This window comes from Mesorhizobium sp. LNJC391B00 (assembly GCF_000502535.1).
In the GTDB taxonomy this organism is placed as follows: domain Bacteria; phylum Pseudomonadota; class Alphaproteobacteria; order Rhizobiales; family Rhizobiaceae; genus Mesorhizobium.
This window is the reverse complement of record NZ_AYWI01000025.1, coordinates 66,512-80,250: the sequence shown is the minus strand read 5'-3', so window position 1 is coordinate 80,250 and position 13,739 is coordinate 66,512. Positions and strand designations below refer to the sequence as shown.

Here is a 13,739-nt window from a genome sequence, read left to right as displayed (position 1 = left end):
GATAATAATTTATATTATCGTCCAGATAGTATTATTTTTATTTTTGTGAGCCTTCTTACAGCTTTCTCTGGTGCCTAGCTGCCGGGCAGCACGCTCGAACAGGATCTGGCGATCTAATTGTGCGCTGGCTCTGCGTCACACCCCGGCATGCCCTTGAGGGGTGCCATAGTCGACATCGGGCTGCTCTTCCAATCTGCATGCCACTGGAAATGTATGGCGAAGAGCCGGACGATCTCAAAGAGGTCCGAACGCCTCTCGCCAGATCACGCGAGTTGGTCCGATGTCGGCGTCGAGAGATGGAAAGCCCAATGATCACCGGCGTCATGCTCTCCTCCCTGGTTCTCACTCCGCTTTCGTAGACCCTAAGGTGCCGTGCCACCATCGCACGCGATGAAACCGAGGCTATGATCGCCAGCAGAAGCAAGGTCGACAGCGTCACGGTTGGCCCCCCAAACAGCCACCGCGGGTGACATCACTATGTGTATGCCAACGATACTTCGACCAACTGACTCAATTTGTTGACTCAACGAACCAATCGGGAGGATAGTAAGTAATAGGGAGGAGCCGTCATGAACGAAGTCGCTTGGTTGGTCGTGGCTGCCGTAGTGATGGTCGTGGTTTTAGCTCTTGTTCTCCGCGGCCGCCTACAATTTCTCAGAGTAAATGTCCTAGGCAAGGCTGGTATCGACGCAGGCTCACATCAAAGTACCGCGACGGCCGACGGTGCGAAGGTGGCCAGGAACGCGACGATTTCTGTAGAGACAGGCGGCCGAGCATCCGCCGACAATAGCGAGATCGGTGGAAATCTGGACGTCTCGAGCGGGACTCGTGACAAGCGCTGAAGGACTCAAAGGCAAAACACTTACAGCCTCAGCAAACTACGCAAGGGTTGAGGGCAATCTAACAGTTTCCGTCTTCGATGGGCTTAATGAGGCCGAGGTAGTTGACTTACTCACTCGACGCCTCGGCGAGGAAGAGGTTGCTCGGCTCCGACAAACGTCGACGGCATATCTCGAAGCGCTTCGAAAATACGAAGTACAAACCTACCTCAGATTGGGCAGTGCCAAAAGTTACGTGCCACTTAGAGCGAAGGGTGAGTTCCTGGGAGCCACAGATATTGCGTCCGCACTCCAGACCTCCTTCCGCAGAAACCGTCATCAGATCTTCATCACGGGGTCTCCAGGGGCCGGGAAATCAACCCTACTTCGGCATCTTGCCCATATGGCCTGGGATCAGCCCGAGGAGTGCGGACTAGACCAGCGGCACATCGCCTTGCCTCTGAGACTGCGTTTCGTCGCGGAGTCTAGCGGTTCCAGTTTGGAGGAAAAGATTCTCGGGGCGCTTGCCCGAGCGAATGATGTCGAGCTGCGGTCTTCTCAGATCCCGGACGGCTTCCTTGACAACTGGGCAGATTTACTCCGAGCACCGTGGCTATTTCTAATAGACGGTCTTGACGAAGTGGCTTCCGAGAAACGCGAAGAGGCACTTCGGTGGATTGAGCGATTAGTCCACGAAGGGCGCCGGGTTGTAATAACAAGCCGCCCGATCAGCTTCACACCTCAGGAGTTCGGTCTCCTTTTCTCGCAGTTTGAGATTCTCCCTTTCACAAGAGATGAACAAGCCGCTTTGGCTAGGAGTCGGATGCCGGAAGCCGCCAATGCTTTCTTGCAGGAGTGGTCACGGTTTTCGGATGGTGAACTGGGTGGGACCCCCTTGCTGCTCGCGATCGCCATGGATGTGTTTCGGCGTAGTGGCCAACTTCCTCGAAAACGGAGCGAACTGTATCGCGACTTCGTGGCGGAGTGCTGGAAGGAAGGATTGAATCGAGGCAAAGTCGACCTCGGAGAACCGCTACGTGAACTAGCTCCTCTGCTGCTCCCTCTGTGTCTACGACAAATCGCGGTCGTCATGACCGACCGAAAAGGGGCAGGCCCAGCTCTTGATTTCGCCGAGGATGCGCCCATCATCGAACGCAAAATTCAAGAGGTAGTGGCCAAGAGTCTTGGCGTAAGTTCCCTCGTTGCGGAAAGTCGTGCAAGCGCGCTGATCGCTTTCCTGGGCAGCCACAGCGGCGTCTTTGTCTGCAAGGAGCAAGAGTTCGAATGGTTGCACCCAACTTTTCGGGAATTCCTGGCAGCCGAGGCCATTGCCCTGAAAGAGGTCGATATCGACCAGAGCGAGGCGCTGGGACGGTCAGCGGATCCGACCTGGCGCCAAATCGCGCTTTTTTTGTTATCGATCGTTAGCGAAAAGACGTCAGCGCAGCACCTCCTCGAGCAGCTTCTCGCGAGCCGTCCCGATAGCCGCGAACTTGTGGGAGTAGCAATTGCGGAGGGGGTTGACGTAGCACCGGCATTTGCGGCTGAGCAGATGCAAAGATTAGCGGATGCCCTCAAAGAGGTCTCCCACGGAAATCTCTGTGAACGACTGCTGTCGCTCAACACGACGTCAGTCGCGAGGCTACGGACAGCCTTGCTCGTTCTCTCCGGAACAGATATTTCCCTGCAACGATACTACGACGCCTTAGCCAACCACCTTGCAGAGGACGCCGTAAGATATGGCAAGCGGCAATCTGCAGCTATCGAGGATCTCGAGGGCCTGCACGCCATCGATGTGCTACTCAGACTGGCGTGCGACGAGACAACGCCATTCGCCGTTTGCTTAGATGCAGTGAGCAGTCTGTTCACTTTGCGCGAAACTAAGGCGGCAGAATCCGCGCTGTTCGATCTACTGAGTCGACCTGAAGACAACGCGAAAAGCTGGCCGGCCGTTTCGAATGTCGTCGCTAAGGTGGGGTCCGCCGACCTTTACGCGCGGCTAGCAACTTCAGGGGTCATCACCGATCAGCAGTGGCGCGTTCTTCTAACTGAGTTGGACGATGCCAATGAGAAGGTCCTAGCGGACCTCATCGACAACGTCTCACTCACTGCGAGTCAACGGGATATTTGCCGCGTGAGGGCAACAAGGGTCGCCAGCGACCTTTTGGCATACGCGAAAAACACGTCCTCGCCGAAGGTAGCTGAGGCCGCAGTAGCCCTTCTTGCCCGTAGAAAGGACGCATCGGCACTACTTGAAGTGGTCCAGGCGTCAGAAGTTTCCGCCTCGCTGAAGCTTATGGCGCTGCGCGCACTGATTGCGGAAAATCTGACCGATGAACTTCGCAAGGTGGTCGCCGGATCACTGCCCTATGGCCTAAGGCGTCGCGCGGCTGAGAAGCTATATAACCTGCCGAGCCTTGATGAGGAAACGGCAACGCTGCTCTCTACTTTCTTCGAGGAACGGACCAAAAAGCGAACGCGACTTCTGGATCGACGGCTCTTTACTAAGTATCGGATGGGAGACGCCGAAGCGACCATTGAGCTTTGCGAAGAAGCCTTCAGCCTGGATCCGAAGAATAGTTGGCGACTAGGCATTTACGCCAATGCCCTGGAATCGGTCGCGCGTAGCGACGATGCCCTCGTCGCGTTTGATAAGGCGCTAGAGATAGAACCGGGGAACGCCTATGCGCTAGCGAGGCGCGCCTCCATCTGTCTCGCTCGATCGGAGTTAGATCGCGCAGCTCAAGACGTCCTCCAACTAACGAGAGAAGTCGCGCCTGATTGGTTTTTGCCGACTGCCGCAGAAATCCTGCATCGCATTCGCAGGCTAGACGAAGCTGAAAACTGGATTGACTACGCAATAGTTCGCAATCGCGACCGCGAGTCCGAGCTTTTCATTGCTCGCGCGAAGATATGGAGGGACAGTGGAAAATTTGATCTCGCTCTAGCCGACTTGGTGGCTATCGAGCCTGGCGATCCATGGTTCGAAGACGCGAGGCTGGAAGTCGCGGTACTTTATCGAATAACTGAACAGCACCACAAGGCTTACGACGAATACGCGGACATTCTGTCACGCAACCCGGAGTTTTTGTCAGTTCGAAGCGCGCTGGCAGAGATGGCAATTGTGTTGAATGAACCGAATTCAAGGACGCTCGTCGAGGCTGTGATTGAAGGCAATCCCGATGAGCCGTACTACCGCTATCAGTTGGCCTTGTGGGAAGCGCGACGTGGCGATGCGATGAATTTGCGAGCCACAGCGAAGAACCTACTCGCCACCGATGTTTGGGCGAGCGACGAGAATCCTACGCTGACATCCAACAAGGTTTTGTACAACTTTGCCGCGGGTCAGCCAGCAGAGGCACAGCTGCTTATTGGGCGACTAGTGTTGGGACATCGGATGGACATCCTCGCGTCGCAAACTGTCCCGGAACTTGTCGCCCTCTCTTCAACTCTGTCGGCCAATGCCGAATTGCGAACCTGCCTCTCACAGCTAAGGGATGCACTCTGGCCAACCGGCGTTGAAATGGCGTGGGGCGATCGACCCACTGTGCTTCGTAGACTGAAGGAGGGTGTATACCCCTTCCCAATGTACTGCCAACTGGCCGCTATCAGTGGTCTCGATGCGTATGGAGACCTTGGAAAACGTGTCCTCTACTCGGTTCCCCAGACTGTTAGGTGCGTCGTCATCATGAGCCTGCAGCAGCCAGAGCGGATTTTCGGTCAGTGCAACTTTAAGATGGACGAATCCGCAGAGTACGATCTGAAGTTTTGCGAGGGCATCGACACGATGCTGTCGACGAACCTCGCAGCATTCATCTCACAGTACGACGTATCGAAGCTCATGTTCCTCGAGGCTGACCTGAAGGGAAGATTTGACAAGGCAATCAAGACGAATCGATTTGCCGTCGATACGTCGCTTGTAAGGCAGAGAGCGTAGCCATTTTCTCTCGCACACAGAGGTATTCGCAAAGCCGTGCCTGCGGCTCGTCGGCATTGATACCGCTATCGGTTCGTCGCGGCGAGATCTATCTCGGCCTGCGCAAGCGCCTATGGGAACTAGATCGTCGCTTGCACCTTCTCCAATTGTCGCGCGGATCCTGTCTATCTGAGACAACACGCGGTGCCGCCCAAAAACGTAGCGCGGCCGGTCATGCCTTCTTCAGGTGCAGGACCTTTGACACATTGTCGAAGTAGCTGTGGTACCCCCCAGCACCCGCCAATGGAGGAAGCGGTGCATATACTTGGTCGCCGAACTGCCTCAGTTCCGTCAGAGCGGTGCCCATCTTGCCATGTGCGATGATGGTTGATTCAGACATCGGCGACACGTCGAGATCAAACGTGGTCTCTAGATCCGAAAGCTTGGCGACGACTTCGCCGAAAAGATTCTTCGCCTCGAGGTCGCTTTTCTTCCCATCGATTGTGACGCTCACAGGGCTCGACAGAGCCTTAGGATGGTCAATGAAAGTCTTTACCTCGAAATGCATTGGATCGTTGAAGGCCTTACCCCATCGAAACCCAAGATTTTCAAACACAGGTGCGACTGGTGCGACGGAGGCGCCGAGTGACCCGTCATCTGCGTTAAGATCAATGGCAATGCCAAATGCATGGTTGGAGGGCTCCTTGCTGAGCCTGCCGGATGTTGGCTTCTTAAGCCGGAAATTCAGCGAGCCGGCGCATGTCTTGATGTGATGTAATAGTCCAAGGCGCTCGATCTCAGCGAAGGTCGCTAGCACTTGAGCATGTGCTCGTTGATGAAATTCAAGGTTGCCACCGTGTGTTCCAGGTATTTTTTCCAATTGCGGTATATGAACCTTCTTAATTTGGCTGACGTCGAACCCGCTTATGAAGGTGATGTCGTCACCTCGCACCCACGTTGAGTGTTTTGTCTTGAAAGTAACAAGCCCAAAAAGTGGATGATTGTAGCTAGCAGTTGGCATGGCTTCCTCCCAAGGCAGTGTCGTTCGATTAATTAAGACGGACTTTGAAACAGCGCATCAAGCTTACGCGGGTCGGCCTATTGAAGTTGAGTAGATCCAAACTCCGTAGCGGTCGCCGTCCATCAGTCGATTTTCGTGCTGAGTTCTACGGATTGAGCTGGGACTTTGTTGACGCGAATGCGTCAAACAAAACCACAGGTCTCTTCATCCAGCCCCAACGTCTCGCCTTATAGTCCCGGCGGCCTCCCGGACAATCGACATAGGCTTGCAGAGCGGCTTGAATAGGGTCCCCGCTTCGTGCTGCGCGTTTGGCAGCGCAGGCTCCCAGGCGGGGGCTGGTGTTCCAGATCCGCGCAAGTACCAGCGCCAACCTGACATCGCCGTTGCTCGCGCGATATGCTGGAACCCAAAAGGTATCAAGCCAAGACGTGAGTATCCACTCTTGCGCGTCGCGGCGCCTCAAGCCTTCCAGCATCCACTTTCGAAACACAGCGTTGGTTTTCACCTGGTCATATTTCTTCCCGGCACGCAGATCTCTTGCTAATTTGCGTAAGTAATCCCGTTCGACCGAACCTCCTATCGTTGAGTGCTCAGCAAGGAGGTATTCAATAAACTTGGCGAGTTCCCCAACATCAAGATGGGGCAGGCCGATACCCCCTACCTTGTAACTCATGAGGTGCTTCCCGCTTGCTCGTGTCGGCCCGCGCCACGCATCTCCTGCAGGATCTGCCGGCAGTGAGCCCTCACGCTCAACTCCCCACTTTGCGGCGCTGAGCGTCAGACTAAGGAGGCCAATGGTGCGAGGATCGCTTGCAAACTCTCTTACCAGCCGTTGCACCAGCTCGATCCTCAGACGTTCCCCTTCATTGTTGTCGTCGGCGCTCGGTGTCCAGCCGCCATCCGCGAGCAATTCGTCCAGAATTGCGCTGGGTATTGGGTTCGAATGAGCTGGCGCTGACGTGAAGTAGAACGCGCTGGCTGCGACAAATGCAGTAATCAAACGCTTGAAGAACCGTAGCATGCGACGTCTCCCGTGTCCGACATCGAGGCCGGCACGCTATGGCTTAACCGCCCGGATGGTGAACCACAGGCAGCAGCCACAAGAAGACGGACTCTTTGCGTGCGCAAGTTAAACCCGTCAACTGTCCGATCGGACAGGTGACGTATTTTGGCATCACTGCAATCATCCTGTCGGGGATATTTTGGGGGTAGCGCGATGATTGCAGCTCATGTCGTCAATACGCTTAACAAGCATCTTTATGAGAACGAATTCGACGAGTTCCTGCGCCGCAGACATGATTTCTTTGTGCACCAGAAACATTGGCGCCCTCCGAGCCCGGACGGTCGAGAGCTAGACCAGTTTGACGCTGACGCAGCAACTTACCTGCTGGGCATTGAAGACGACCGCGTAGTGACCTCGGCTAGACTAATCCCAACGAGCGAACCGCACATGGTCTCGGAGGTCTTTTCTCACATGTGTGAAAAGTCTGGCGTCCCCAGACGTCCTGATTGGGCCGAATGGACGCGCACATTCGTAGTTCCCGACAAACGCTCAGCCGGGTTGCGGGGCACGCTGACACAGCTGTGCTGCTCGGTGATGGAGTACGCCCTGGACGAGGGCCTTAGCGCGGTAGGCGGTGTCCAGGAAACCTACTTCATGCCGCACCATGGAGCGCTCAAATGGCGTGCCGAGCCAATGGGCATGGCAAGGGAACAAAGTGGCGAATGGTACATCGTCGCGTATATCGAGGTGAATGACGCGGCTCTCGCTAGTGTCCGCAAGATCCTTGGCATAGATCATTCGCTGCTGGTCCGGAGAGGGACGCAATCGCCGTTCATCACAGATGCCCATACACTTAGCAACGTCGCATAGAAACACTGTTTGGACTTCCCTAAGTTATGAGATCAACCTGATGTTTAACATTCATTCGGATTCTCGGTTGCACCGCCGATTATTCATCCGAGTACCCATTGCCCTGCTTGCGGTAATTGCAGTTCTGATCTCCATCGGCTGCTCTGTCCAACTTTCCCCAGCTTACGACCAGGCGACCTTTACCAGCATCTCCGATCTTAACGTGAAGACTGAGACGCTCTTGGCGTCGCTTTCTCGCGGCGGCACGGCGGGCGATTTTCCGAAATATAAGGTGACTTATGATCAACTGATCGGGGGCTTCTCGGCCGCTCGCGTAGCAACGGCATCGCGAGATGTTCCAGCTCCCAGCCAAAGGCTTCTGGGTATCTCGCACTTGAACGGCGTTTGCGGGAATGACCCCACGAATTGCGTCAACCCAACGCCGCATCACCTGGAGAAGGTGATCACGCTCTTGACCGCAATGCGCGACACTCACCAGCAAGGAAAGCTCGCGGGTGAGTTGGTCGCCGGATTTAACGGCCAAGGCGGCTTCAAGGGCCAATACGAAATAGAAATGAGCCGAATTCTGGTGTTCGAGACTGCTTTGCAGCGATAGGAGATTCACTTGGCCGCCATTCTTGATGTTGACGCTATTCTTAAGGCTTTGGTCGATGCGATCCAGAAACAAGCAAAGCAAGGTTGGAGTACAATATCGGCGTTGGTCACCCAGCAAGCCAAAATGATGGCACAACAAGCTGCGTGGATAGCAGAAAGCAGTATAACCGGCAGGCTTAAGAATGATCCTCCGCTGCAGCGCTTATTTTCCGATCAATTGGCCGACTCCGTCAGAGGTTTGGCCAGTGACGTGGCGGCATTGACCATTCTGACACTCGAAAAAGTATGGAATGCAGCCGTCAAAGTGCTTTGGGGTGCGATCAACAAGGCACTAGCGGGTGCAAGTATGGGTCTTCTTGCTCTGCCTGCGTTCTAACACTGAGCTCGCCGCCCCAGAGGATTCAGAGCTTAAGACTTTATCTGCACTTGACGAGAGCAAGTACGCTAGCAAAAGGAAGAGGACAATGCCTAATTTCAACGGCGTTATCGACATTTCGCATCATAATGGCAACGTCAACTTGACCACCGCCAAAGCTGACGGAATCGTTGGAGTCATCCAGAAAGCGACCCAAGGACAGAGGGGCGCCGACCCAACGTATGCTAGGAATCGCGGACGGGCAGCTACAGCCGGGTTACTATGGGGCGCCTACCACTTCGGTACGGGAAGCGATGGAGTCAGGCAAGCAGAGAATTTTCTCGGCGTGGTCGGAAATAGAGCAGGGCTTCTGGTTCTCGATCTCGAACCAAACCCAACTGGCCCGAGCATGAGCCTGGAAGAGGCCAGAGCTTTCGTCACCCACGTCCGTGAAAAGACGGGGCATTTCCCAGGTCTGTATTCCGGGCACTATATTAAGCAACTGCTTGGCACCAACTCTGACCCTATTCTAGCAAAATGCTGGTTCTGGTTAGCTCAGTACGGCCCAACCCCTGTCGTCCCTCCTAATTGGCCAACTTGGACAATGTGGCAGTACACCGACGGGGCGTTTGGTCCTGAGCCCCATAGCGTTCGTGGAATTGGTCGTTCTGACCGCGACATGTTTAATGGAGATGAAACAAAACTGAGGGGCTTCTGGGCTTCAGAAACTTCATAGTGCCTCAGAAAGCAACGACCCCATTGGGCGACATGCTTGAGTTTATCTGCGAGAAATCCGTAGCGCCGCGCCGGCGTTTGTTACCTGTCCATGGCGCGCAATCATTAACCGCCATGTCGCTCGATCTACATAGGGCAATTTTCATCGGAGGAGAATATCGAGTGGACCCTTTTCGGCAGAAGTCATTGCTTTTGTTTATCCTGCTTGCCTTCTACTGCGCTTCCCCATGGTTGATTTTTCTATTCGGAACCGTACAGATAACTTTTTGGCCGGCACACAAGATAGACGAGTCTCTTCTACTTAATGTTGTAAAAGAACTCTCGAGTGATCCTGGCAAATATGCGAACATTATTCATCAGATGATTGTCCCAACCGTCGCAGCTATAACAGCGGCGAGCGGCGCAGATCTTCTTAAGTCGCGCGCTATGTCATTCCTATTCCTTCTGCCACTAGCAACTATTTTTGTTTGTCTGGTTGACGCACTTCTCTTCAATGTTGCCTCGGTTCTGACTGTGGCCGAGGCCGCTCAGGAGCGTGGCATAATAACGCAATTCTTTGTGAATATTGCTGGCAATCTGGCGGTCTACGTGATGATGTTAGTCGGCCTCAAAATGGCGGAGAAATGAGCAAATGCAATCAGTTCGCGCTTGCGCTGGTATAGGCGTCGCCGTTCTCATCGCCTCGCTGCAGCCAAGCGCGGTCCGAGCTGCGGACATGCAGATTGAAGTATTTGCATCGCAGGGCGACATCGAGGGGGTCTATATCGTTAGAGATTTTGGAGATGAGCGCCAAGATACGCAATTTCAAGATGGAAGGGCACTTATAAAGGTTACCCTCAACGATCTAGCAAGACAATATTACAACATTGTCGCCCGCTGGAGAGACGGCACTTCGTCGTCCTTCCCGATATTTCTGTCCAGCGGGTTTGAAGGTCGAACTATACAAATACAATTCGAGAAGGCGACCACTGGCCAACCTGACGCGAGCATTTGTTTGGATGAGAGACCATCGGGGGTTCGCGACGCTTTCATGAATTTTTTCCGTTGCGAGCAAGTCGCGAAGTCGGCTGAGCAAAAGTTCGGAAAATGGACGAGGGTCCATCGCCGAGCGTTAAGCGGTTGGTTTAGAGCTAACTACTACCTCTATACAAGAGCGACTCCCTCGCCCTACGGACTCAATACGGAACTTGTGGAGCTTCTCAAAGAAATAGACCGCGATGCAAGACCCAACATCGCGAGAGATAGTGGGTTTGCACCGCTAAACGTCGCCGAAGTCCGTGCCACTTTGAGGCTGCTGGAAGCCGAGCAGATTCGCCTGGCTGGGCTGGTCCCGAGGCTGGTGCAGAATGGCGCCTTGGCGGAAGCGAAGGAAATCAACTCGATGGCTCTGGACGGCTATCAGAAATATCAAGATGCCGGTGGGACCGGAGCGGTTTTCGGAGTCAACAAAAGACTCTTGGAAGCAAATCAGAAGTATATTAACGCCTTGTCTGGCGATATCTAATTTTCGAAGATTGCGAGGCCGGCCCCTGAGCCATGTCGCATCTGACTTAAGTCCAACTGCAAATTACTGGGAGGAGCCGGAGGGTTTGCCTTTTCTTCGCTCCGTTTTGGGTTCGCGAGCGGTGCGCACCAATAGGGTTCACGATGTGGGCCAACTGCATCTCAGTGGCGAATGGCCGAAACCTAAGATCGGCGGTATTCTCGAAGGAATAGTTGCAGCCTAAAACATGTCACCTGTCCGACCGGACAGGTGACATGTTTTAGGGGTGGATCAAACGTCGGCGTACTGCCTCCACGACAGCTTGCGTAGTCGTGGCCACTCCAAATGCCTCGCGAGCTCTTGTTGTATGCCATTTGACGGTCCGCTCGGCTAGGCCGAGTATCTGGGATGTTTCTGAAGACGTTTTGCCGGCGGCCGCCCACAGAAGCACTTCCTTTTCCCGATCTGTCAGGACACCATCACCTTCGTCTTCGATATCCGACAAGGCCTGGATCGACATACCCGCGTAGACCGCCATGGTGACAAGTTGCACCTGTTGGCGCGGCGACAGGCTGCAGCGCTTTCGCGAGGAGGCGAACGATAGAACCGATTGCCAGTGGTGAGCGCTGAGCATCGGCACGGCAAAGCCGCTCCAGATGCCGAATTCCGTCGCTTCGCCCGCAACGCGTCGGGAACCTTCGGTATCGGACCATTTTGCAGGGACTTCTGACCACAGGAACGGCTTCAGGGTTTTTGCTGAATAGATACAGACGCCGTCAATGGCGGCGTGCTCGGCTTCGACATAGCGTTCAAACCAGCCTGCTGGCCAGCCATTCAGTTCGACCATTGGGGCAAGCTTCTGTCCGCCAAGTGGAACGCCGCTAAGAATAAGGTGCTCGAAGCCGAGATCCCTCACAGTTTTTAGAAGATCGCCTAGAAGTGGCCCAGTCGCTGTGTGTTGCCTACAGCGCTCGACAAAATCAAATACGTCTGCGTCAATCACGTTGTGTCCCCACCCCTGACACCAATCGACATAAGCATAGACTGAATTAGGGCTATCGAATATTCATATTTTAAGCGGAAGGAATTTTACCCAGCGAGTAAAGGTCCGCGCGGCCCTGCTCGACAAGACAGCAACCTCACCGAGATCGAACACGGAGCCATGACCCTCCTCGCCGGCTCGGCCGATCTCGGCCTGCAAGAGTCGAATGTGGAACATGGATCATGGGTGCGGTCCAGATTCCACTGAGAGTTCGATAGACACGGACCACCTTTCTCGACTAAGGGGTTGCCTCCTCCCGAGGTAGAGGGCAATTGCCCCCTACGGAGAACTGCTTCGGCCTGTCTCTGCCGGTGCTTTTCTGACCGCTAAAGAATCTGAGAGAGCGTCTATAGAGAAGTTACACCGACGGGCGAAGTAGTGGGCGGAATCAGGTCGATTCCACCCCCCCAAGGTTTGGGAACCAAGATTACGAAGACAACAAGGGAATTACCCCCTTGACGTACGTTAGCGTCATGTTCGCGGACCCCTCATTTCGCAGCCTACCTCCTAGCACTCACGTGCGTTCCTCCCGATCTTGCGGAGGCGGAGCGGGGCGGTGTAATCGTCTCGTGACTTTTTTGAGGATTCGTGATGGCCGTTCTTTTTTCAATTCTGATGTGCTACTCACCGCCACTGAGGTCCAAAAGCGCCTGAAAGACCTCCGAGAGTGGAACGCCCAGATTACCGCATTGCAGAAGCAGGTGGCCGAAACGCATGCATGGCTCAACCTTGTCGCCAAGTTGATTGGTCCTGAACGAGCCCATCAACTAATAGGTGACGTTCTGCTGCCGGCGCAGGTGAGCACATCAAATGAGGCGATCCTACCCTCAGAGCCCCATCCGCGTCGTTCCCGCATGGGAGACGAGGTTAAGCGGTTCTTGAAGACCCAGACGAATGGAGCGACAAGTGGCCAGATTATCGACCATCTCTTGCAAACCCAGGAGTTCCAAGAAGGGGTCCAGCGCAATCGCAACCGCGTCTACAACGTGTTGTCTCGCTTGGAGAAGAATCATGAGCTTCGGAAGATCGAAGGCAGCTATTATCTGCTTGTCGCTCCTCCGATAGAAGACAGTGGCTCCGAAAAGGAGGCCGCTGTTCCATCGGAATCGAGAGAAGCCCGTCTTAGCTCGCAAGCCAGTCGTGATGCAGAACCCAGACACTCGGAGGTCGGCAAGGACCAGCATGCCTCTGACGGCCATCCGCTGATGTCGACCGTCCATGTCGAACTCGACTTGGCCGCAGACTCATCGGAGGTTCCTCGAACCAACTCGCTCGATCCGTCCGCGCCAGCCGAAGCCCCGCCTAAAACTCAGCGAACTAACTTCGGAGGCCCTGGCCCAGGAGCAGACCCATCGGAAGTTCCTCCAACCAATTCCTCTCCAACCAAGTCGCTGTTTCAGACGGACCCCGCCGAAGCCCCACGGGAAGTCCCTCCTCCAACCACCAGGTTGCTGTTTCAGGCAGACCCAGCCGAAGCCCCACCGGAAGTTCAGCCGCGCGCTCTCGCCCGCGAAGACTGAGCACCGAGGAGGCGAAGCCGGATCCAGAGAGCGGCCTACATTTCATTGAGGGACGGACGACGACCCACAAATTCACCGGGGTACCCCCTTGCCGCAAGTCAGAGAGCGTCTGCCCCTCCGGCAAAACGCTTCGGCCAACATCTGACTCTTTTGTCACAATCTCCATTCGGAGAGGTTCTACACACACACGCGCGCGCGCACGCGCACGCACACACACAGAGAGAGACAGAGAGAGAGAGAGAGAGAGAGAGAGAGAGAGAGAGAGACAAATGGGCAAAGAAATGCACCGAACCTGAAGGGATCTTTCGCCTGATGGGATCGGGAACTCCATTCATTGTCAAAGGGCATTATCAGGATAATCATTGGCATTATCGTGATAATG

Annotated in this window: 12 protein-coding genes; 9 read left to right on the top strand and 3 right to left on the bottom strand. The window is 54.7% G+C overall.

Annotation, left to right across the window (positions count from 1 at the left end; translation table 11 throughout):
* Positions 1 to 569 precede the first annotated feature (569 nt).
* Entirely contained in the window at positions 570 to 842 is a 273-nt protein-coding gene (locus tag X750_RS1000000166250) for a hypothetical protein (protein WP_023749003.1), read from the top strand.
* Positions 843 to 1,641: 799 nt separating this feature from the next.
* Positions 1,642 to 4,755: a hypothetical protein gene (locus tag X750_RS134745; RefSeq protein WP_245271927.1), complete on the top strand. Its 3,114-nt coding sequence runs from the start codon at positions 1,642 to 1,644 to the stop codon at positions 4,753 to 4,755.
* A gap of 211 nt (positions 4,756 to 4,966) precedes the next feature.
* On the opposite strand, the gene X750_RS1000000165480 is transcribed toward X750_RS134745, so the two are convergent.
* Positions 4,967 to 5,755 carry a M15 family metallopeptidase gene (locus X750_RS1000000165480; RefSeq protein ID WP_084567220.1) on the bottom strand — a complete coding sequence of 263 codons (789 nt, stop codon included), beginning with the start codon at positions 5,753 to 5,755 and terminating at the stop codon, positions 4,967 to 4,969.
* A gap of 145 nt (positions 5,756 to 5,900) precedes the next feature.
* Complete coding sequence (locus tag X750_RS134750) at positions 5,901 to 6,776, bottom strand: hypothetical protein (protein WP_023748999.1); 876 nt, start codon at positions 6,774 to 6,776, stop codon at positions 5,901 to 5,903.
* A gap of 195 nt (positions 6,777 to 6,971) precedes the next feature.
* Here X750_RS134750 and X750_RS134755 point away from each other — a divergent pair, with 195 nt between their 5' ends.
* The 6 genes from X750_RS134755 to X750_RS134775 all read left to right on the top strand — a co-directional run bounded on the left by X750_RS134755 (position 6,972) and on the right by X750_RS134775 (position 10,816).
* Positions 6,972 to 7,628 carry an acyl-homoserine-lactone synthase gene (locus X750_RS134755; RefSeq protein WP_023748998.1) on the top strand — a complete coding sequence of 219 codons (657 nt, stop codon included), beginning with the start codon at positions 6,972 to 6,974 and terminating at the stop codon, positions 7,626 to 7,628.
* A 40-nt stretch (positions 7,629 to 7,668) separates the two neighbouring features.
* Complete coding sequence (locus tag X750_RS134760; RefSeq protein ID WP_023748997.1) at positions 7,669 to 8,223, top strand: hypothetical protein; 555 nt, start codon at positions 7,669 to 7,671, stop codon at positions 8,221 to 8,223.
* Positions 8,224 to 8,232: 9 nt separating this feature from the next.
* Positions 8,233 to 8,598 carry a hypothetical protein gene (locus tag X750_RS0134160; RefSeq protein ID WP_023748996.1) on the top strand — a complete coding sequence of 122 codons (366 nt, stop codon included), beginning with the start codon at positions 8,233 to 8,235 and terminating at the stop codon, positions 8,596 to 8,598.
* 88 nt (positions 8,599 to 8,686) lie between these two features.
* Complete coding sequence (locus X750_RS1000000165475; protein ID WP_084567230.1) at positions 8,687 to 9,313, top strand: glycoside hydrolase family 25 protein; 627 nt, start codon at positions 8,687 to 8,689, stop codon at positions 9,311 to 9,313.
* Positions 9,313 to 9,939, top strand: a complete 627-nt coding sequence (locus tag X750_RS134770) for a hypothetical protein (RefSeq protein ID WP_156932499.1) — start codon at positions 9,313 to 9,315, stop codon at positions 9,937 to 9,939. Before X750_RS1000000165475 ends, X750_RS134770 begins: the two co-directional genes overlap by 1 nt.
* A 4-nt stretch (positions 9,940 to 9,943) precedes the next feature.
* Entirely contained in the window at positions 9,944 to 10,816 is an 873-nt protein-coding gene (locus X750_RS134775) for a hypothetical protein (protein ID WP_031243810.1), read from the top strand.
* 259 nt (positions 10,817 to 11,075) lie between these two features.
* On the opposite strand, the gene X750_RS134780 is transcribed toward X750_RS134775, so the two are convergent.
* Positions 11,076 to 11,711 carry a LuxR family transcriptional regulator gene (locus tag X750_RS134780; protein ID WP_245271928.1) on the bottom strand — a complete coding sequence of 212 codons (636 nt, stop codon included), beginning with the start codon at positions 11,709 to 11,711 and terminating at the stop codon, positions 11,076 to 11,078.
* 695 nt (positions 11,712 to 12,406) lie between these two features.
* On the opposite strand from X750_RS134780, the gene X750_RS1000000166245 reads away from it, so the two are divergent.
* Complete coding sequence (locus X750_RS1000000166245) at positions 12,407 to 13,357, top strand: hypothetical protein (RefSeq protein ID WP_156932498.1); 951 nt, start codon at positions 12,407 to 12,409, stop codon at positions 13,355 to 13,357.
* Positions 13,358 to 13,739: the final 382 nt, after the last annotated feature.